The following is a 20,805-nucleotide window of genomic DNA, read 5'->3' on the forward strand; positions in this document are numbered from 1 at the left end:
GGGAGGGGGGGTGGGGTTTGTGGGTTGGGGGGTCGGGGGGGGGAAAAACGGGGGAGGAAAAGGGTGGCCCGCCCCCTCGGCGGGGGGGAGGGGAGCCCCCGGGTCCGTGCTGAGCGGTGCCCTGGGCCCTGTCTCAGCCCAGTGTGCCGGGGCCGAGCTTCTCCGGGCCGAAGGCCTGGGGAAGCATGTCGGAGAGCCGGAGGATGCCCACCGCGGTCTCCAGCAGCAGTCCGGGGCCGCCGAACTCGTAGAGCAGCTGACGGCAGCGCCCGCACGGCATCAGGATCTCGCCCTTGCCGTCCACGCAGATGAAGTGCGTGAGCCGGCCGCCGCCCGTGGCCTGAAGCTGCGAGACGAGACCGCACTCGGCGCACAGGGACAGCCCGTACGAGGCGTTCTCGACGTTGCAGCCGCTGACCGTGCGGCCGTCGTCGACGCGGGCCGCCGCGCCGACGGGGTAGCCCGAGTACGGGGCGTACGCGTGGGACATCGCGTCCCGCGCCGCCTCGCGCAGGGTCTCCCACACGGCGGATTCGGCGGCGCCGGCGGCCGGCTCGGACGTCACTTGCCCTGGCCCTTCTTGTAGGGCAGGCCGTCCGCCTTGGGCATCCGCAGTCGCTGCGCCGACAGGGCGAGCACCAGCAGCGTCGTGACGTACGGCGCGGCGTCGACGAACTGGCTCGGCAGCGAGTCGGTGAGCGCGTACCAGGCGAACAGGAGCCCGGAGACGCCCAGGCAGATCCCGGCCTGCCAGTGCTTCTTCTTGTACAGCTGCCAGGCGAAGGCGAGCACCAGCAGGATCGCGACGAGCAGGAGCATGGCGTGGACGTTCTCGGCGCCGCCGCGCAGCTTGAGGCTGTCGGTGAAGCCGAAGAGCCCGGCGCCCAGGGCGAGCCCGCCCGGCATCCAGTTGCCGAAGATCATCGCGGCGAGGCCGATGTAGCCGCGGCCGCCGGTCTGGCCCTCCTGGTAGATGCCGGTGGAGACGATGACGAGGAAGGCGCCTGCGAGTCCGGCGAGACCGCCGGAGACGATCACGGCGATGTACTTGTACTTGTACACGTTGACGCCGAGGGACTCCGCGGCGACCGGGTTCTCACCGCAGGACCGCAGACGCAGGCCGAAGCCGGTGCGCCACAGGATCCACCAGGTGGCGGGGACGAGCAGCAGCGCGACGACCGTCAGCACCGACAGGTTGGTGACCAGGCCGCCGAGGACGCCCGCGAGGTCGGAGACGAAGAACCAGTGCTTGGCCTGGAGATCGGACAGTCCGTCCGACAGACCGGGGATGGTGATGTCGGCGATCTGCTCGATGCGGGGGGACTGCTTGGAGGAGCCGCCCGGGGCCTCGGCGAAGGTGAAGTTCGACAGGTAGCGGGTGGCGCCGACGGCGAGGATGTTGATCGCCACACCGGAGACGATGTGGTTGACGTTGAACGTCACCGTCATGATCGCGTGCAGCAGGCCGCCGAGCGCGCCGCCGACGATGCCCAGCAGGACGCCGGTCCACGGGCCCCACTGGTAGCCCGCCCAGGCGCCGAACCAGGTGCCCATGATCATCATGCCTTCGAGGCCGATGTTGACGACGCCCGCGCGCTCGGCCCACAGACCGCCGAGACCGGCGAGACCGATCGGCACGGCCAGCTGGAGCGCGCCGGAGACCTGGCCGACGGAGGTGAGGTCGTTCGCGCCGCTGATCACGCGGACCAGCGAGAACAGCGCAAGGCCGCCCGCGATGATGAGCAGGATCATGGGAACGGACAGGGTGCGGCGGGCGCGCTTGATGGGCGCCGCGCCGGCCGGAACGGCCGTGGTGGTCACGCGGCCACCTCCTTGTTCTTGCGGGCCTGGGCGGCAAGCTCCTCGCCGACCTTCTGCTGCTGACGGCGGAGTCCGTACTGACGGACGAGCTCGTAGGACACGACGACCGAGATCACGATCAGGCCCTGCATGATCGTGGCGATCTCCTTCTCGTAGCCGAACTGGTCCAGGTCGGCCGAGGTCTTCTCCAGGAAGGAGATGAGCAGTGCGGCGAAGAAGATGCCGATCGGGTTGTTGCGGCCGAGCAGGGCAATGGTGATGCCCGTGAAGCCGACGCCGACCGGGAAGCTCAGGCTGTACGTGTGGGTCTGGCCCAGCAGCAGCGGCAGACCGGCAAGACCCGCGACCGCACCGGAGATCAGCATGGCGGTGAGGATCATCTTCTTGGAGTCGACACCGCTGGCCCGGGCGGCGGACTCGCTGGCGCCGGTGGCGCGCAGGTCGAAGCCGAAGCGGGTGCGGTTCAGCACGAACCAGTAGACGATGCCCAGCGCGAAGGCGACGACGGTGAAGCCGTAGATCGAACCGCCCTCGAGCTCCACACCCGGGACCCAGCCGGACTCGGCGATCTCGCCCGTGGTCAGGTCGTTGGAGCCCGGCAGCTGCACACCGAGGTTGGCGGGCAGGATCATCCAGGCGATCAGGCTGGTGGCGATCGCGTTGAGCATGATCGTGGAGACGACCTCGCTGACCCCGCGGGTGGTCTTCAGGACGCCCGCGATACCGGCCCACATGGCACCGACCAGCATGGCGACGACCACGATCAGCAGCACGTGGAGCGGTCCCGGCAGCTCGACGGAGGCGCCGACGACGGCGGCGAGCATCACCGCGAGGCGGTACTGGCCGTCCACGCCGATGTTGAAGAGGTTCATCCGGAAGCCGATGGCGACGGCGAGCGCGGCGAGGTAGTACGTACCGGTCTGGTTGATGATCAGCACCTGTACGTCGGTGAATTCGGCGCTGTCGAACATCAGCTGGTACGGCTCGATCGGGTCACGGCCCGACAGGAGCAGCACCACCGACGTGAGCAGGAAGGCCACGACCAGGGCGAGCGCCGGCCCGGCGAAGCCCAGGATCAGCCGGTCCTTGTCGAATTTCCTCATCGGCCCTCACCGTTCTCAGGCTGCTCGTCGTGCTCAAGGTGGCCGGTGGCGGCGCCGGTCATGGCCGAGCCCAGCTCCTCCGGGGTGATCGTGGCGGGGTCGGCGTCCGCGACCAGCCGGCCGCGGTACATCACCCGCAGGGTGTCGGAGAGCCCGATGAGCTCGTCCAGGTCGGCGGAGATCAGCAGCACTGCCAGGCCCTCGCGGCGCGCCTCGCGGATCTGGTCCCAGATCTGCGCCTGGGCGCCGACGTCCACGCCGCGGGTGGGGTGGGCGGCGATGAGCAGCTTGGGCGCGTGGCTCATCTCGCGGCCGACGATCAGCTTCTGCTGGTTGCCGCCGGAGAGGGAGGCCGCGGTGACCTCGATGCCGGGGGTGCGGACGTCGTACTCGCGGACGATCCGCTCGGTGTCCTTGCGGGCGGCCTTGAGGTCGAGCAGGCCGTGCCTGCTGTTGGGGCGCTCGGTGACGTGGCCGAGGATGCGGTTCTCCCAGAGCGGGGACTCCAGGAGGATGCCGTGCCGGTGGCGGTCCTCGGGGATGTAGCCGATGCCGCCCTCGCGGCGCTTGCGGGTCGGCGCGTGCGAGATGTCGGCGCCGTCGAGGGTGATCACACCGCCGTCGGGGTCGCGCATGCCCATCAGGGCCTCGATGAGCTCGGTCTGGCCGTTGCCCTCGACGCCGGCGATGCCCATGACCTCGCCCTTGTGGATGGTGAAGCTGATGCCGGCGAGTACCTCGCGGACGACGCCGTCGGGGTCGGTCGCGGTCAGCCGCAGCTTGTCCACGCCGAGCATCGGCACGTCGGTGACGGTCGACTCGCGGGTCTCGGGCGAGGGCAGCTCGCTGCCGACCATCAGCTCGGCGAGCTGCTTCGGCGTGGTGGTGCGCGGGTCGGCGGTGCCCACCGTCGTACCGCGGCGGATGACCGTGATGTCGTCGGCCACCGACAGGACCTCGCCCAGCTTGTGGGAGATGAAGATGACGGTGAGGCCCTCGGCCTTGAGCTCGCGCAGGTTGTCGAAGAGCGCGTCGACCTCCTGCGGGACGAGCACGGCGGTCGGCTCGTCGAGGATGAGGGTGCGTGCGCCGCGGTAGAGGACCTTGAGGATCTCCACGCGCTGGCGGTCGGCGACGCCGAGCTCCTCGACGAGGACGTCCGGGCGGATGTTCAGCCCGTACGCGTCCGAGATCTCCTTGATCTTCTTACGAGCCTTGGCGCCGATGCCGTACAGCTTCTCGCCGCCGAGGACGACGTTCTCCAGCACCGTGAGGTTGTCGGCCAGCATGAAGTGCTGGTGGACCATGCCGATGCCGGTGGCGATGGCGTCGGCCGGGCTGTGGAAGCTGACCTGTGCGCCGTCGATGGTGATGGTGCCCTCGTCCGGCTTCTGCATGCCGTAGAGGATCTTCATCAGGGTCGACTTGCCGGCACCGTTCTCACCGACGAGGGCATGGACGGTGCCCTTGCGGATGGTGATGTCGATGTCGTGGTTGGCGACGACGCCGGGGAAGCGCTTGGTGATGCCGCGCAGTTCTACGGCAGCAGCCGGCGGCGATGACGGACTGGACGCGTTGATGACGCACTCTCCTTGGCGGGAAAGGAGCGAGGGCAGGGCAGGGGGCTGTCGCAGCGGCAGGGGGGCGGGGCGAAGTTATCGCGCCGGGCATGGTTCTACGCGCGTAGCGATGCCGAATAGCAAAAACCGATGGCCAGAACCCGGTCCGGGGTCCGGAGGGGCAGCGCTCGCCACCCTCTCCGGACCCGCGGCTGGTCCCGGCCGCTCGGTTACGGAGCGGTCTTGACCGTGATCTTGCCGGCGATGATGTCGGCCTTGGCCTTGTCGACCGCGGCGACGACGTCCGTCATCTTGGTGAAGGCCGGGTTGGAGGTGGCCAGGCCCACGCCGTTCTTGTCGAGGCCGTAGCGGATCTCACCGGACTGCGGCTTGCCGTCCTTGACCGACTTGATCAGGTTGTAGACCGCGCCCGTGACGTCCTTGGTCACCGAGGTGAGGATGGACTCCTTGTACTGGGCGAGACCCGCCTGGTTGTACTGGTCGGAGTCGACGCCGATGGCCCACTTCTTCGCCTTGGCGGCGGCCTCGATGGAGCCCGAGCCGGCGAGACCGGCGGCGGCGTAGATCACGTCGGCGCCCGCGTCGATCTGGCCCTGCGCGGCGGCCTTGCCCAGGTCGGGCTTGGAGAAGCCACCGAAGTCCGGCGGCTGCGTCAGGTACTGGACCTTGACGTTGACGTTCTTGTTGGTGTCCTTGACGCCCTGGACGAAGCCCGCCTCGAACTTCTTGATCAGCGGGGTCTCGACGCCGCCGATGAAGCCGACGGTGTTGGACTTGGTCACCTTGGCGGCGGCGACGCCGGCCAGGTAGGAGCCCTGCTCCTCGTTGAAGACCAGGTTGGCGATGTTCTTGCCGGTCTTCGAGGTGTCGTCGATGAGCCCGAAGGTGGTCTTCGGGAACTTCGGCGCGACCTCGGCGATGGCCGGGGCGTAGGCGAAGCCGACACCGATCACCGGGTTGTTGCCGGCGCGGGCCAGGGAGGTGAGGCGCTGGACCTTGTCCGGGTCGCCCTCGCCCTCGCTGGGCTCGGCCTCGGTGCCCTTGACACCGAGCTCCTTCTCCGCCTTCTCCAGACCGGCGAAGGCGGCGTCGTTGAACGACTGGTCGCCGCGACCACCGATGTCGTAGGCGAGGGCGGCCTTGGTGCCGCTGTCCGAGCCAGCCTCGGACGACGTCTTGCCGCCACACGCGGTGGCGGACAGTGCGAGAGCCGCGGACGCTATGCCCACGGTGGCGATCCTGGTGATCCGGCGCACTGGGAGGCTCCTTCTAAACCTGACCGAAAGCGCCACTTCCGGCGCTGGGTTCGCGGCGATCGTAACGCGCGTAGATGTCAGGTAAAGACGAGTTCGACAGCCGTTATCGGATCGACGCGTAGGGCGAACGAACGGTGAACTGTCCGATTACGAACGGTGGCGATCGAGCCCCGGCAATCGGCCGTCGAGCACTACGAACGGTGACCGCGTCGCCGTCAGGAGCGGTGACCGTCGAGCAGGGCGGCCGCGGTGAACAGCTCCACCCCCACCCGGATCGCCTCCTCGTCCACATCGAAGTCCCCTCGGTGCAGGTCGAGCCTCGCACCCGATCCCGGAGGCCGCACCCCGAGCCGTGCCATCGCGCCGGGGACGTGCTCCAGGTACCAGGAGAAGTCCTCGCCGCCGAGGCTCTGCTCGGTGTCCTCGATCGCGTCCATTCCGCGGCGGGCGGCTTGGGCGTCGCGCAGGAGGTCGGTCATCACGGGGTCGTTGACGACCGGCGGGACCCCGCGGACGTAGTTGATCTGCGACTTGGCGCGGTGGAGCGTGGCGACCTCGTCGATCGCGGCGTGCACCAGGTCGGGCGCCTCGCGCCAGGCGTGCAGGTCGAGGCAGCGGACCGTGCCGGAGAGCTCGGCGTGCTGCGGGATGACGTTGCAGGCGTGGCCGGACTCGATGCGCCCCCAGGTGACGGCGAGCCCGGCGCGGGCGTCGACGCGGCGGGACAGCACGGCCGGGACCTCGGTGACGATCTTGGCGGCCGCGGTGACCAGGTCGGTGGTGAGGTGGGGGCGGGCGGTGTGTCCGCCGGGCCCGTCGAGCGTGACCTCGAGCCGGTCGCAGGCCGAGGTGATGGCGCCGGCGCGCAGCCCGATCCGGCCCGCGTCGACCCGGGGGTCGCAGTGCACCGCGATGATCCGGCCCACTCCGGTCAGGACGCCGGACTCGATCGCGTCGGCGGCGCCGCCGGGCAGCACCTCCTCGGCCGGCTGGAAGATCAGCCGCACGGCGTTGGGCAGCAGGCCCTGCCGGTCGAGCTCGGCGAGGACCAGGCCCGCGCCGAGCACGGTGGTGGTGTGGACGTCGTGGCCGCAGGCGTGGGCACGGTCGGGGACGGTCGAGCGGTAGGGCACGCCCGTCTTCGTGTCCGGGATGGGCAGGGCGTCGATGTCGGCGCGGATCGCCAGCATGGGACGCACCCCGTCCCAGGTACCAACGTCGCACATGAGCCCCGTGCCGGAGTCGAGCACCCGAGGGTGCAGCCCAGCGGCCTCCAGCCGGGCCTTGAGCGCGGCGGTGGTACGGAACTCCTGGTTACCGAGCTCGGGGTGCATGTGCAGGTCCCGGCGGAAGGTGATCAGTTCCGTGCGCAGGGAATCGGACAGCGTGCCGGGCAGTACGGCTGCGCCGCTGAGGTCGGCGTCGGGCTCGCGGGACATCAACTGGTTCACCCGTTGAAGAGTAGGCCTCTTTAAGCCCCAACTAACTCGAGATCAACAAAAGTTCAGCCCGTTAGGGGAAAGAAAATCGCCTGACAACGCGTAGCAGCGGGTCGGTGTGGGTAAGCTCACGCGATCCATGACCACCATGTGGACACGCCGGGCCCGTACCAAGGCCTGTACCCGGCCGGAACCGCGTGGGATCCTGTGTCACACGGGGGCCGCGATCCGGTGGACGTCCCGGGCCGTGCCGGTCACCCCGGCCAGGAAACCCCGCGCCCGAGGTGATGCGGTGTCCTTGAGCCATTCGGGCGAGATGTCACAGACCGCGACCGTGATCCCCGTCCCCGCGAGGGCGAGCGGCAGGGTGTGCACGACGGTCGACGGAAAACTGAGCACCGTACGCCCGATCGGGCCACGCCTGGCGATCAGCTCCAGCGGAAGATCGGGCCTGACGATCTCAAGACCGGTGCGGTTGGCGAGCCGGTGCAGCTTCTCCGGGCTCTCGCGGCGGTGTGCGAAGTAGCGGGTCGCGCCGTGCTCGGCGGCGAGCGCGGCGACCGCCTCCTCGTACTGCTCCGGGTCGACCACGCCCGTCTCGACCAGGGAGGTGCCGACCAGGTCGGCGCCCCGGGTGAGACGCGGCGGGCCGAAACGGGAGCGGGTCCACGCGAAGGTGTTGGCGGTGACCGTGATCCCGGCGGGCGGTTCCACGGGCATCGACGTGAAGACCTCGACCTCGCGGGACGCCGAAGGGGAGAGCCGGCGGCGCGCGACGGCGGAGACCGGCGCGAGCACGAGCTCGCGCGGTCCCCGCCGTCCGCGCCGGTGCCAGCGCACCAGGCGCTCGCCCCGGGCCACCTGGGAGACGTACTCCATGGTGGCGGTGCCGTCGTCGACGACCGTGAGGTCCTTCGTCCCGACCAGGGTCAGCAGCAGCTGCACATAGCGGGAGAACGGGTCGCCTATGACGATCCTCCGCGACCTGCGCAGCAGCGGGGCCAGCTCCCGGATCGTCCGCAGGGGCGCGCCCTTCCTGCCGCGCGCCTCCTGCCAGCGGACCGTGAAGCCTTCGTCGCGGGCGAGCTCGGCCATGCGGCGCAGCTGACCGCGCGACATGGGGTCGGTGGGCGACAGGACGACGACGGTGAGATCCCGTGCCGCCGCTGCCGCCGCACCCGTGGCCCGGGCGCCCGGCTGTGCCGGAACCCCCGACAGCGTGCCGGCGGGTGTGCCGGCCTGCGTGCTGTGTGCCCACTCCAGGACGTTCAGCAGCTGGACCGGGCTCTCGACGAAGGCGAGGTCCATGGTCGTCAGACCGCGACCGGCTCGGCCTGCTCGGTCACGCTCTCGGCCTCGGCGACGACGCCCGCGACACGGCGGAGCTTCTTCATCGGGGCGAGCTCGGACTCGTACACCTTCTTGACGCCGTCACCGAGGGCGGTCTCGATGGTGCGGATGTCGCGGACGAGGCGCTGCAGACCGCCGGGCTCGACGGAGGCGGCCTGGTCGGAGCCCCACATGGCGCGGTCGAGGGTGATGTGGCGCTCGACGAACGCGGCGCCGAGGGCGACGGCGGCGAGCGTGGTCTGCAGGCCGGTCTCGTGGCCGGAGTAGCCGATCGGGACGTTCGGGTACTCCTGCATCAGGGTGTTGATCACGCGCAGGTTGAGCTCCTCGGCCTTGGCCGGGTAGGTCGACGTGGCGTGGCAGAGCAGGATGTTGTCGCTGCCCAGGACCTCGACGGCGTGACGGATCTGCTTCGGCGTCGACATACCGGTGGAGAGGATGACCGTCTTGCCGGTGGCGCGCAGGGCGCGCAGCAGCTCGTCGTCCGTGAGGGACGCGGAGGCGACCTTGTGGGCCGGGACGTCGAACTTCTCGAGGAACGCGACGGCCTCGGTGTCCCACGGGGAGGCGAACCAGTCGATGCCGCGCTTCTTGCAGTGCTCGTCGATCTGGCGGTACTCGTCCTCGCCGAACTCGACACGGTGGCGGTAGTCGATGTACGTCATCCGGCCCCAGGGCGTGTCGCGCTCGATGTCCCACTGGTCGCGCGGGGTGCAGATCTCCGGGGTGCGCTTCTGGAACTTGACCGCGTCACAGCCGGCGTCGGCGGCGGCGTCGATCAGCGCGAACGCGTTGTTCAGGTCGCCGTTGTGGTTGATGCCGATCTCGCCGGTGACGTAGACGGGGTGGCCGGGGCCCGCGGTCTTGCTGCCGAGGGTGCGCAGACGGGAGTTCATGTGGGGTTCCTTACGGGGTGGTGGCAGGGGTCGGGGTGTTGAGAGTGGGACCGAGGAGCCATGCGGCGATCTCACGGATAGCGCCGGCGCCACCCGGGGTGGTGGTGACGGCGCGGGCGGCGGCACGCACGGAGTCGTGCGCGCTCGCGACGGCTACGGGCCAGCCGACGAGCCCGAAACAGGGGAGGTCGTTGACGTCGTTTCCGGCGTAGAGGACCCGCTCGGGCGCGACCGACTGCTCCTCGCACCACTCCTTGAGGGCGAGGTCCTTGCGGTCGATGCCGTGCAGAACGGGGATGTTGAGCTTCCGGGCGCGCGCGGCGACCACGGGGTTCTGCTCGGTGGAGAGGATGAGCAGCTTCAGGCCCGAGCGGCGGAGTGCGGCGATGCCGAGCCCGTCCCCGCGGTGCACCGCGACGAGCTCGCGGCCCTCGGAGTCGATGAGGACACGGTCGTCGGTCTGCGTGCCGTCGAAGTCGAGGACGACGGCGTCGACGTCCCCCCTGGTGGGCAGGGGTGCCGGGTCGAGCAGCGGCGCGAGCGCGCGGGCGCGGGCCAGGTCGTGCGGGTCGTCGATCTCCAGCACCCGCGCGGGGTCGGTCTCGACGAGCGCGGTCCGGCCGAAGAACCGGTGCCCGTGCGTCCGGAAGCCGGTGGCCTCCATGGCGTACGCGGCGCCGGTCTCCAGGAAGTCCTCGGGCCGGTCCTGGCGGCGGGGCCGGTAGGACTTGTCGTGGTTGACGCCCTGCCCGTACTCCACCGCGGCCGCGGTGTCCTCGTCGGCGGCGCCCGGCTGCGCGGGGACCGCGGCGAGCGCGGGGGTGCGGCGCCAGACGAAGGCGTGGAAGGGGGCCACCGTGACCGCCGAGTCCGCGCCGTCCTCGACGACCGCCGAGGCGACACCGTCGATGTCGTCGCTGGTCAGGAACGGGCTCGTGCACTGGACGAGGAGGACCGCATCGGCCGGGGCGCCGTGGATCGCCTCGTGGGCGTCCATCGCGTGCAGGACCGCGGACTCGCTGGTCGCGGTGTCGCCCGCGATGGCCGGCGGGCGCTCCACACAGTGCACTCTGTCGGCTTCGCCGAGGGCGGCGCCGGCCGCGCGGGCGGCGTCCGCGATCGCGGCGTCGTCGGTGGAGACCAGGACGTGCGTCACGAGGCGCGCGCCGAGGCAGGCGCGCACGGCGCGGGCGACGAGCGGGATGCCGCCGACCTGGGCCAGGTTCTTCGCGGGAACGCCCTTGGAGCCGCCGCGGGCGGGGATCACGGCGAGGACGGTGGACATGGAGGAGAGCTCCTTCGAAGGGATCACAGGGCGCCCATGCGGCGGATGACGGGGGCGACGCGCTGCACGCCGTGGCGGTACGCGCCGCGCGCCGCCCCCCGCACCGCGTCGCGCGCGATACGGCGCAGACCGGTGGGTTCGGTCGCCGCCGCCGCGCCGGGCAGCGGGGTGCCGTCGGCGGCGAGGTGGTGGCGGGCGAGGATGCCGGGCAGATAGCCGGGCGCGGTGGCCACCGTGTAGTACGGGGCGACCGGGGGGAGTTCGGGACGGCCGAGCAGTTCGGCGACGCGCTTGCGTGCCTCGTCGAAGGCGGTCTCGTACGTACCGTCGGCGGCGACGCCCTGGCGGGCCAGCCACTCCTCGTCCGGCTGCGGCCGGTAGCCGCCGTCGAGGGCGTCCCAGGAGGCGATCAGCCCGGAGCCGAGGAAGTGGTGGTTGCCGAGCGCCTCGCGCACCCCGAGGTCGGACAGCACGGCCGTCGGGATGCGGCGGTGCAGCGCCTCGAGCGCGGCCGTCGAGGAGACGGTGACCAGCAGGTCGGTGCGGTCGAGGACCTCGCCCATGTGCCCGTACACCAGGCTGAAGTTGGGCGGCAGTCCGCCGGGGAGCCTGTCCGCCAGCTTCTGGTACGGCAGCTCCTCCAGGTGCGTGGTGTGCTCACCGGGCTTGGAGCGCAGCTTCAGCAGGACCTCGCGGTCCGGGTGCATCCGGGCGTGCTCGACGAGCCTGCGCAGCAGGTACGTTCGGTCGGCGCGGCTCTCCGGCACGGACGGCTGTGCCGCGAAGACAACGGTGTCGCGGTCTTCCTCGCGTGCGTACGGCGCCCCGCCGAGGAACGGCAGCGCCGCCTCGGTCACCGCGGAGGCATCGGCCCCCACACCCTCGTACACCGCGCGGAAACGGTCCGCGTCATGGCGCGAGTTGGCGAGCACGACGTCCGCGCCGTGCCGCAGCAGCAGGCCGTCGGCGAGCTTCTCGTAGACCACCCCGACATAGCCGGTGACCAGCACGGGCCGGCGCGGCAGCCGCAGCGCGGCCAGTCCGTGCAGCATCGCCTGCACGGCGCCGCCGACGAGGGCGAGGACGACGACGTCGTACTCCTCGTCGCGTATCGCGCGGAGGAATTCGGCGCCGGTCACTTCGCGCAGGTCGTCCGCCGTGACCCCGACCTCGGCGAGCTGGCGGGCGGTGGGGGTGGCACGGCCGCGCAGAAGGAATCCGGTGAGGGCCACGCCCTGGACCGGGTCTTCCGCGGGGTCCGGCGCGGTGATCCGGCGCGCGGTGAGCGCACCCCACTTCCACCGGGTGTCGGAGTCGGCGAGTACGGCTATGCGCAGCGCCTTGCTGGTACTGGATGGCACGTCGAAGACGCTAGAAAGGCATTCCGGTCTGCGGCCCAACTGGACAGCAACAAATGGTTAACAGCACGTCGACGAATCGCGAAAAGGCCTGAAGGTCGCACCGGTTAACAATTCCGCCGCACCTTGTTCACCCGCCGTCTTTCCTGGCGTCAGAGTGGATGACGGGCCAGCACTTAGTGTCCGGTGGGTGGTCAAGCTCTCCGTCATCGTGCCGTTCTACAACGTCCAGTCATACGCGCCCGACGCCCTCAGAAGCCTGCGCGCGAACGCCCGTGAGGACTTCGAATTCCTGCTCGTCGACGACTGTTCGACGGACGGGACGCCCGAGATCCTCGAGCGCGCCGAACGTGAGGTTCCGGGATCGGTCCTGATCAGACACGAGAACAACGGAGGGCTGGCCACGGCCCGGAACACCGGCCTGGACGCCGCGCGCGGCGAGTACATCACCTTCCTCGACGGCGACGACTGGCTGGCGCCGGGCTACTACGAGCGGCTGCTCGCCGCGATCGAGGAGCTCGGCGTCGACTTCGTCCGTACGGACCACGTGCAGTGCACGGGCCGCGACCGCAAGGTGTTCCGGGTGCCGGTGGGCCGCCGCGGCGAGGTGCTGCGGCCGCGCGACGCGATCCTGCCGGCCGACCGCACGACGTCGGTCGACTACCCGATGGCATGGGCCGGCATCTACCGGCGCGAGCTGCTCGACCGCGGGCTGCTGCACTTCACGGACGGCCTGCGGACGGCCGAGGACCGGCCGTGGATCTGGCGGCTGCACCGCGAGACGGAGTCCTTCGCCGCGGTGGGTCTGCTCGGCATCTTCTACCGGCGCGGCGTCGCCTCGTCATTGACCCAGATCGGCGACGTACGGCAGCTCGATTTCATCAGGGCTTTCGACGAGGTGCTCGAAGAGACGGCAAAGGATCCGGATTCCGACCGGCTGCTTCCGAAAGCCGTACGAACATACTGTGCCCTTATTTCCCATCACCTGGGATCAATGGAGAGGTTCGAACCGGCCGTGGCGCGGAAATTGCGTTCGATGAGTGCGGCCGCGATGCGGCGGATGCCGCAGGACATTCTGAAGGACGCGCTCGGCTCGATGGACGCCGAACGCGCCTCCCGGCTGCGCCGGGTGCGCCGCAGGACCCTCGGCGTGCCGGCACCGGCCCCGGCCGCCGTCGCTTCCGCGGGGGCGGCCGCCTGATGGGGACGACGCGCACCACCCAGATCTTCTTCGCCTCCACGCTGTACGGCGCGACGACGCTCGCGGCGGCGCTCGACAGCGGCTGCTTCGAGCCCGCCGACCGGCGGCTGCTGCTGGTCAGCAACAACGCGCCGGTCCCGGAGACGACGGCCCCGCTGGACGAGATGCCGGGCTTCGAGCGGCTGCGCGGACGGTTCGACGCGGTGCTGTCGTGGAACGAGGCGATCGAGCCGTTCCACCCCAGCGGCTGGACCCCGCGGCCGGAGGACGTCCCGATGTGGGAGCGGTACCTGCGGGTCCTGTGGGGGCTCGGGGACGACCGGATCGAGCTGGCCCTGGAGTCCATCCAGGTCAGCCCGGCGCTGGCGATCGCCCAGCTCTTCCCGGACGCGCGGCTCGATGTGTACGCGGACGGGCTGATGAGCTACGGCCCGACGCGCAACAAGATCGACCCGCTGGTCGGTGAGCGGGTGCGGCGGCTGCTCCACCTGGACTTGGTGCCGGGGCTGAGGCCGCTGCTGCTGGCGGAGTTCGGGGCGGAGCCGCGACTTGTGCCGGTGGAGGCGTTCACGAAGGTCGTCGAGGAACTGGCGGAGGACGCTGGGGGCACCTCCCATGCCGAAGGCCATGGGGGAGAGTTGCCCGTGGGCGGCGGGTCCGCCGGGGGCGGGTCGGCCGATGGTGAGCCCCCGGCCCTGCTGCTCGGGCAGTACCTCGCGGCGCTGGACATCCTCACCGCCGACGAGGAGGAGGCGCTGCACCTGCGCATGGTGCGGGGCGCGGTCGCACTCGGGCACCGGCGTCTCGTCTTCAAGCCGCACCCGGTCGCCCCTGCCGGGTGGTCGCGGGCGCTGGAGCAGGAGGCGGAGCGGCTGGGCGCGGAGCTGACCGTGCTGGAGGAGCCGTTGCTGGCCGAGGTGCTGTTCCAGGAGGTCAGGCCGGGGCTGGTGGTGGGCTGCTTCTCGACGGCGCTGCTGACGGCGAGCACGTTCTACGGCATTCCGGTCGCGAGGATCGGCACCGAGCCGCTGCTCGACCGGCTCACGCCGTACCAGAACAGCAACCGAGTGCCGCTCACGATCGTCGACGCGCTGCTGCCCGATCTGGAGGAAGGCAGGTCGGGTGCGCCCGGAGCGGCGGACGAGGAACTGTCCGGGCTGGTGCGGGCGGTGGGCTTCGCGATGCAGCCGCAGATCCGGTCGGATCTGCGAGGGGCGGCGGAGACGTATCTGGCCGCCCATCTGTCGCCCCGCACCTGGCGCTACTTCAAGCGCCGCCGCCTGACGGTCCTGGGGCTTCCGGGGGGCATCCCGGTGCCCCGGAACGCGGCGGTGCGGCGGGTGGCGCGGCGGGTGCGACGCCTGAAGCGCGCGGCGCTGGGTTAGGCGTTTTCCTTCCCCGCACCGCCCCTTCCCGAACTGGGGGCTCCGCCCCCGGCCCCCGCTTTCGGGGCTCCGCCCCCGGACCCCGCGCCTCACACTCCCCCTACGCCCTGGTGGGCGTAGGGGATCCCCAGCGAGGCTGGATTTTTTCGGGGCTCCGCCCCGGGTCCCGTTCCGGGGGCTTCGGGCTCCCCTACGCCCTGCGGGCATGGGGAGCGCCCCGGCGGTGCTCACTCCGGGCGCGCCGGGCGGTAGCGGCGCAATTTCAAACCCGTCCGGTGCTTGAGGACGGAGACACGGGCCAACTCACCGGTGCCGGGCACACCCAAGCCAGTCCGGCGCTTGAGAACGGACACGCGGGCACACCCACCGGTACCGGCCCTCAAGCCCGACCGGCGCTCGAGAACGGACACTCGGTCCCACCCACCGGTAGCGGCCACCCCTGAAGCCCGACCGCGCTCGAGGACGCACACCCCCACCCACCCACCGGTACCGGGCCGGGCACTACGTCGCGCACCAGGGAGCAGAGGGGCTAGCCCCCTGAAGAAAGCAGCACCGCTCCCACGCCCGCCACCACCGCCGACAGGCCCGCCTCGAAGCCGGCGTCGTGGTGCGCGAAGAGCTCGAAGCCGGCTTCCGCCGCGAGCGGATGGTCCGCCAGCCGCTCGGCGCGGGCCTGCAGGTCGTAGCCCTCCGCCCCCGCCCCCGCTCCCGCCTCCGCCGCCGGATCGGGCCCCATCGCCTGCTCCTCGATGACGTAGCCGATCGTGTAGCTGTACGCGGTGAGCCAGGCACGCGCAGCTCCCGCCGGGGTGAAGCCGGCGTCGACGAGCAGGCGCAGGTGGGCCTCCATCGGCCCGGCGTAGCTGGTGTCCGTGAAGTGCGTGCCGCTGTACACCTTGGCGCCGTCCCGATAGCGCAGCAGATGCGTCCGCAGCCCGCGCATCGCTCCGGCGAGCCCCTCGCGCCAGTCCGCGGCGGGCTCGTCCGGCATGTCCGCGTTCATGCGGCGGAGCATCTCCGTCGCCATCTCGTCGAGCAGTGCCTGCTTGTCCTTGAAGTGCCAGTAGAGCGCAGGCGCCTTGACGTCGAGTTCCTTGGCGATGGCGCGCAGTGTCAGCCCGTCCAGACCCACGTCGTTCAGCAGGCGCAAGGCGGTCTCGGCGACCCGGGCGCGGTCGATCTTCGATGGTCCCACCTTGACAGTTTAACGCCGTTAAGTGCATGCTGCCGTCCATGGAACTTAACAGCGTTAAGGAAGCGGACGTACTCATCGTCGGCGCCGGCCCCACGGGGCTCACGCTCGCCGTCGACCTGGCCAGGCGCGGTGTCGACGCGCTCGTCGTCGAGAAGGCGGACGGGCTGTTCCCGGGCTCTCGGGGCAAGGGCATCCAGCCCCGAACCATGGAGGTCCTCGACGACCTCGGCGTCGTGGACGCGGTACGGGACGCGGGCGGGCCCGCCCCGGTCGGGATGGTGTGGCAGGACGGCGCGCGCGTGGGCGAGCACGTGATGTTCGAGCCGGCCGAGCCGTCGGAGGCCGAGCCGTACGCCGGCCCGTGGCTGCTCCCCCAGTGGCGTACGCAGGAGATCCTGCAGGCCCGCCTCACGGAGCTGGGCGGAAGCGCCACCTTCGGCGCCGCGCTCACCCGGCTCGCCCAGGACGCCGAGCGGGTGACCGCCGATCTGTCGGACGGCACCACCGTCCTGGCCCGGTACGTGGTCGCGGCCGACGGCGGCCGCTCCACCGTGCGCGGCCTGCTCGGCATCGGCATGACCGGCGAGACGATCGACCCGAAGCCGATGCTGGTCGCCGACGTCCGCATCCCGGCGCTGGACCGGGACAACTGGCATCTGTTCCCGCCGTCCGGCGACCAGGGTTTCCTCTCCGTGGCGCCACTGCCGGGCCACGAGGAGTTCCAGCTCGTCGCCCAGTTCGCCGACGGCGACACCCCCGACACCTCACCCGCCGGGGTACGGGCCGTCGTCGCCGCCCGCACCCATCTGACGGCGGACCAGGTCACCGACGTCCGCTGGGCATCCGACTTCCGGCCGCGAGCCGCCCTCGCCGACCGGTTCCGCGAGGGGCGCGTCCTCCTCGCCGGGGACGCCGCCCACATCCACTCCCCGGCCGGCGGCCAGGGCCTCAACACCAGCGTCCAGGACGCCTACAACCTGGGCTGGAAGCTCGGCCAGGTGCTGCGCCACGGCGCACCACCCGCGCTCCTCGACACGTACGAGGCGGAACGGCGGCCCGTCGCCGCGGACATGCTGGGCCTGTCCACGCGGGTGCACCGCGGCGAGGAGCAGCGCGGCCGGAGCACGCAGCAGCTGGACCTCGGCTACCGTGGCGGCCCGCTCGCCGCCGGAGCCGCGGGCGCGCTGGCGGCGGGCGACCGCGCCCCGGACGGCCCGCTTCCGGACGGCCCCCGGCTCTTCGACGCCTTCCGCGGCCCGCACTTCACCCTGCTCGCGGTCGGCACGGACGCACCGCTGCCGCAATCCCTCCCCGCGATCGTCCGCGTCCTGCGCACGGGGCCGTACGAGCCGTACGGCAAGGGCCTCTTCCTGGTCCGCCCGGACGGCTACGTGGGGTGGGCCGGCGAGGACGCGACGGGCCTCGGCGCCTACCTGGCGCGGGTCACGCGCCGCTGAGCGACAGCTTCACCGCGAAGCCGAGGAACAGCGCACCCGCAGCGGACGTGGCACCCGCCGAGAGCCGCTTGCGGCGGCGGAACGCGGACGCCAGGTACGTACCCGCGAATATCAGCAGGGTGAGGTAGAGGACGCTCGCCAGCTGGGCGAGGGTGCCGAGCACCAGGAAGGAGAGCGCCGGGTAGGCGTAGCCCGGGTCCACGAACTGCACGAAGAAGGCGACGAAAAAGAGGATCGCCTTCGGGTTGAAGAGGCTGACGACGAAGGCGCGCCGGAACGGCCGCTCGGCCACGGCCCCGGCCCCCGTCGCGTTCGCGTTCGCCGCACCGGCCGGGTCGTCGGGGACGCGCTCGTGCCGGGTACGCCACATGCTCCAGGCCGCCCGCAGCATCCCGAACGCAAGCCAGGTCAGATAGCCCGCACCGGCGAACTTCACGATCGAGAAGAGCACCGCGTTCGCCTGCAGCAGGGAAGCGACGCCTGCGGCCGACAGGGTCATCAGGACCGTGTCCCCGCACCACACACCGGCCGCGGCCGTGTATCCCGTGCGCACGCCACGGCGCGCGGCGACCGAGAGCACGTACAGCGAGTTCGGCCCCGGCAGCAGAACGATCAGGACGAGGCCCGCGAGGTAGGTCGGAAGATCTGTCACACCCAGCATGAGGCGGAGTGTCGCACATGGGTACGACACTCCGCCCTGGCGTTCCGGATGGCGGAAACCCCCGCCCCGCCTGCATCCCCTCGCGTCGAGCCGGGCGGCTCAGAACGCGTCGGTCGGGACGTACGTCCCCCAGACCTCCCGCAGCGCGTTGCACACCTCGCCCACCGTGGCCCGCGCCCGCAGCGCGTCCTTCATCGGGTAGAGCACGTTGTCCGTACCCTCGGCGGCCTTCTTCAGCTCGGCGAGGGCGGCGTCGACGGCGGCCTGGTCACGCTCGGCGCGCAGCTTCGCGAGGCGCTCCGCCTGCTGGGCCTCGATCGCGGGGTCGACGCGCAGCGGCTCGTACGGCTCCTCCTCGTCGAGGGTGAAGCGGTTGACGCCGACGACGACCCGCTCGCCGCTGTCGGTCTCCTGGGCGATGCGGTAGGCGCTGCGCTCGATCTCGTTCTTCTGGAAGCCGCGCTCGATGGCGTTGACCGCGCCGCCGAGCTCCTCCACCTTCGCCATCAGCTCCAGCGCCGCGGCCTCCACATCGTCCGTCATCGACTCGACGACGTACGAGCCGGCGAACGGGTCCACGGTGGCGGTGACGTCGGTCTCGTACGCGAGGACCTGCTGGGTGCGCAGGGCAAGACGGGCCGACTTGTCCGTCGGCAGGGCGATGGCCTCGTCGAAGGAGTTGGTGTGCAGCGACTGGGTGCCGCCGAGGACGGCAGCGAGGCCCTGGACGGCGACGCGCACGAGGTTGACCTCGGGCTGCTGGGCGGTCAGCTGCACGCCCGCGGTCTGCGTGTGGAAGCGCAGCATCAGCGACTTGGGGTTCTTCGCACCGAACTCGTCCCGCATCACCCGCGCCCAGATCCGGCGGGCGGCGCGGAACTTGGCGACCTCCTCCAGGACCGTGGTGCGGGCGACGAAGAAGAACGACAGGCGCGGCGCGAAGTCGTCCACATCCATCCCCGCGGCCACAGCCGTTCGGACGTACTCGATGCCGTCCGCAAGGGTGAAAGCGATCTCCTGCGCGGGCGAGGCCCCGGCCTCGGCCATGTGATAGCCGGAGATCGAAATCGTGTTCCACTTCGGGATCTCGGCCTTGCAGTACTTGAAGATGTCGGCGATCAGCCGCAGCGAGGGCTTCGGCGGGAAGATGTAGGTGCCGCGGGCGATGTACTCCTTGAGCACGTCGTTCTGGATCGTGCCGGTCAGCTTGTCCGCGGGGACGCCCTGCTCCTCGCCGACGAGTTGGTAGAGGAGCAGCAGGAGGGCGGCCGGGGCGTTGATCGTCATCGACGTGGAGACCTTGTCCAGCGGGATCCCGCCGAACAGAACGCGCATGTCGTCGAGGGAGTCGATGGCCACGCCGACCTTGCCCACCTCGCCGTGCGCGATGGGCGCGTCGCTGTCGTGGCCCATCTGGGTCGGCAGGTCGAAGGCGACCGACAGGCCCATCGTGCCGTTCGCGATCAACTGCTTGTAGCGGGCGTTGGACTCGACGGCGGTGCCGAAGCCTGCGTACTGGCGCATCGTCCACGGACGGCCGGTGTACATCGACGGATAGACACCGCGCGTGAAGGGGTACGAGCCCGGCTCGCCCAGTTTCTCGGCCGAGTCCCACCCGTCCAGGGAGTCCGGTCCGTAGACCGGCTCGATGGGCAGTCCCGATTCCGACTCGCGCGCCATGTGCTGTGCCTCCCGCTAGAACTACTGCTAAAGACTGCTACTACCGACTGGTACCGACCCTCGCGACGGACTGTAGCGGCGGGCGTGCGACGCGTGGAGTGGCGCACGCTGGGACCTTCCTCACAGGATGCTTCCGCCGTTCGCAACCAAGCACGGTCGGGAAGCATCCCTAGTGATACACAACCGTCCCGGGGGGCACCTATGCGCCGAATGTCCGTACTGCACAGAACCATGATGGCTGCCGTCGCGCTCGCCGTCGTCACCGGTTGCAGCGCCCAGGCCGCGGGGGGCGGCCGGGCGTCCGCGAGCGGTTCGCCGTCGAAGGGGGCCGCTGCGTCGGCGGACCCGGTCACGGACGCGAAGCCGAGCGAGGCACCGCCGAGCCCGTCGGCGTCACCGTCCACCCCGGAGGCCACGCCGTCGGCGGCGCCCAAGGTGCTCATGACGGAGGGGACGGAGAACGAGCAGGTACGTGAACTGCAGGCCCGGCTCCGTCAGATCGGCTACTTCCACCGCTCGCCCACCGCGTTCTACGGCTCGATGACCGCGAAGGCGGTCAGCGGTTTCCAGACGAAGCGCGGGCTGCCCGCGACCGGTTCGGTGGACGAGGTCACCTGGGCGAAGCTCGTCGCGATGACGCGCAAGCCGACCGCCGCCGAGCTGCGTCCGTCGACGACCAACACGCTCGACAGGCCCGACGCGCGGTGCATGACGGGCCGGGTGCTGTGCATCAGCAAGGAGAGCAGGACGCTCGCCTGGATGATCGACGGCAAGGTCATCTCGGCGATGGACGTGCGTTTCGGCTCGGAGAACACCCCGACCCGTGAAGGATCGTTCAGCGTGGGCTGGAAGGCCAGGGAGTGGACATCGACGATCTACCACACGCCGATGCCGTACGCGATGTTCTTCAGCCGCGGCCAGGCGGTGCACTACTCGGCGGATTTCGCCGCCCGCGGCTACAACGGCGCGTCGCACGGCTGCGTCAACGTGCGGGACAAGGGGAAGCTGGCGTCGGTCTTCGACCAGGTGCGGGTCGGCGACAAGGTGGTCGTCCACTGGTGACGGTGGAGAAGACAGGGGGCGCGGGGGGGACCGGGGGGGAAGGTTCCGCCCACCCCCTTTCTTTTCCCTCCCACAG

17 protein-coding genes are annotated in these 20,805 nt (G+C 70.8%); 4 read left to right on the forward strand and 13 right to left on the reverse strand.

Going from position 1 to position 20,805, the window contains the following annotated elements; genetic code table 11:
- Positions 1-133: 133 nt before the first annotated feature.
- The 10 genes from ACFV9O_RS13385 to ACFV9O_RS13430 all read right to left on the reverse strand — a co-directional run bounded on the left by ACFV9O_RS13385 (position 134) and on the right by ACFV9O_RS13430 (position 12,091).
- Positions 134-565, reverse strand: coding sequence for a cytidine deaminase (locus tag ACFV9O_RS13385; RefSeq protein ID WP_385416445.1), 432 nt, complete (start codon positions 563-565; stop codon positions 134-136).
- Positions 562-1,821 (reverse strand): ABC transporter permease, encoded by a 1,260-nt coding sequence (locus ACFV9O_RS13390; RefSeq protein ID WP_385416448.1) that lies wholly within the window; start codon positions 1,819-1,821, stop codon positions 562-564. Before ACFV9O_RS13390 ends, ACFV9O_RS13385 begins: the two co-directional genes overlap by 4 nt.
- Positions 1,818-2,924 carry an ABC transporter permease gene (locus ACFV9O_RS13395; RefSeq protein WP_385416452.1) on the reverse strand — a complete coding sequence of 369 codons (1,107 nt, stop codon included), beginning with the start codon at positions 2,922-2,924 and terminating at the stop codon, positions 1,818-1,820. Before ACFV9O_RS13395 ends, ACFV9O_RS13390 begins: the two co-directional genes overlap by 4 nt.
- Positions 2,921-4,504 (reverse strand): ABC transporter ATP-binding protein, encoded by a 1,584-nt coding sequence (locus tag ACFV9O_RS13400; protein ID WP_385416601.1) that lies wholly within the window; start codon positions 4,502-4,504, stop codon positions 2,921-2,923. The genes ACFV9O_RS13395 and ACFV9O_RS13400 overlap by 4 nt, the downstream gene beginning before the upstream one ends.
- A gap of 209 nt (positions 4,505-4,713) precedes the next feature.
- Positions 4,714-5,760: a BMP family protein gene (locus ACFV9O_RS13405; protein ID WP_385416454.1), complete on the reverse strand. Its 1,047-nt coding sequence runs from the start codon at positions 5,758-5,760 to the stop codon at positions 4,714-4,716.
- Between the two features lie 215 nt (positions 5,761-5,975).
- Positions 5,976-7,199 carry an amidohydrolase gene (locus ACFV9O_RS13410; protein ID WP_385416604.1) on the reverse strand — a complete coding sequence of 408 codons (1,224 nt, stop codon included), beginning with the start codon at positions 7,197-7,199 and terminating at the stop codon, positions 5,976-5,978.
- Positions 7,200-7,409: 210 nt separating this feature from the next.
- Positions 7,410-8,507 (reverse strand): hypothetical protein, encoded by a 1,098-nt coding sequence (locus tag ACFV9O_RS13415; protein WP_385416457.1) that lies wholly within the window; start codon positions 8,505-8,507, stop codon positions 7,410-7,412.
- Between the two features lie 5 nt (positions 8,508-8,512).
- The gene (locus ACFV9O_RS13420; RefSeq protein WP_385416460.1) at positions 8,513-9,445 is read right to left on the reverse strand and encodes an N-acetylneuraminate synthase family protein; all 933 of its coding nucleotides are present in this window, start codon (positions 9,443-9,445) and stop codon (positions 8,513-8,515) included.
- Positions 9,446-9,455: 10 nt separating this feature from the next.
- Positions 9,456-10,730, reverse strand: coding sequence for a cytidylyltransferase domain-containing protein (locus ACFV9O_RS13425; protein WP_385416463.1), 1,275 nt, complete (start codon positions 10,728-10,730; stop codon positions 9,456-9,458).
- A 23-nt stretch (positions 10,731-10,753) separates the two neighbouring features.
- A complete protein-coding gene (locus tag ACFV9O_RS13430; protein WP_385416466.1) occupies positions 10,754-12,091 on the reverse strand; it encodes a DUF6716 putative glycosyltransferase in 1,338 nt (445 codons plus the stop codon).
- Between the two features lie 187 nt (positions 12,092-12,278).
- Between ACFV9O_RS13430 and ACFV9O_RS13435 the strand changes: the two genes are divergently transcribed.
- Both ACFV9O_RS13435 and ACFV9O_RS13440 read left to right on the forward strand, forming a co-directional pair.
- Positions 12,279-13,289: a glycosyltransferase family 2 protein gene (locus tag ACFV9O_RS13435; protein WP_385416468.1), complete on the forward strand. Its 1,011-nt coding sequence runs from the start codon at positions 12,279-12,281 to the stop codon at positions 13,287-13,289.
- Complete coding sequence (locus ACFV9O_RS13440; protein ID WP_385416471.1) at positions 13,289-14,674, forward strand: alpha-2,8-polysialyltransferase family protein; 1,386 nt, start codon at positions 13,289-13,291, stop codon at positions 14,672-14,674. Before ACFV9O_RS13435 ends, ACFV9O_RS13440 begins: the two co-directional genes overlap by 1 nt.
- A gap of 529 nt (positions 14,675-15,203) precedes the next feature.
- On the opposite strand, the gene ACFV9O_RS13445 is transcribed toward ACFV9O_RS13440, so the two are convergent.
- On the reverse strand, positions 15,204-15,869 hold the full coding sequence (locus ACFV9O_RS13445; RefSeq protein WP_385416473.1) for a TetR/AcrR family transcriptional regulator C-terminal domain-containing protein: 666 nt from the start codon (positions 15,867-15,869) through the stop codon (positions 15,204-15,206).
- 38 nt (positions 15,870-15,907) lie between these two features.
- Between ACFV9O_RS13445 and ACFV9O_RS13450 the strand changes: the two genes are divergently transcribed.
- Positions 15,908-17,326, forward strand: a complete 1,419-nt coding sequence (locus ACFV9O_RS13450; protein WP_385416476.1) for an FAD-dependent oxidoreductase — start codon at positions 15,908-15,910, stop codon at positions 17,324-17,326.
- On the opposite strand, the gene leuE is transcribed toward ACFV9O_RS13450, so the two are convergent.
- Entirely contained in the window at positions 17,313-17,987 is a 675-nt protein-coding gene (leuE, locus tag ACFV9O_RS13455; RefSeq protein ID WP_385416479.1) for a leucine efflux protein LeuE, read from the reverse strand. The genes ACFV9O_RS13450 and leuE overlap by 14 nt on opposite strands.
- 99 nt (positions 17,988-18,086) lie before the next feature.
- Entirely contained in the window at positions 18,087-19,667 is a 1,581-nt protein-coding gene (locus tag ACFV9O_RS13460; protein WP_385416482.1) for a methylmalonyl-CoA mutase, read from the reverse strand.
- 201 nt (positions 19,668-19,868) lie between these two features.
- On the opposite strand from ACFV9O_RS13460, the gene ACFV9O_RS13465 reads away from it, so the two are divergent.
- Positions 19,869-20,729 (forward strand): peptidoglycan-binding protein, encoded by an 861-nt coding sequence (locus ACFV9O_RS13465; protein ID WP_385416485.1) that lies wholly within the window; start codon positions 19,869-19,871, stop codon positions 20,727-20,729.
- The last annotated feature ends 76 nt before the right edge of the window (positions 20,730-20,805 follow it).

Source organism: Streptomyces sp. NPDC059909, from assembly GCF_042730885.1.
GTDB lineage: Bacteria > Actinomycetota > Actinomycetes > Streptomycetales > Streptomycetaceae > Streptomyces.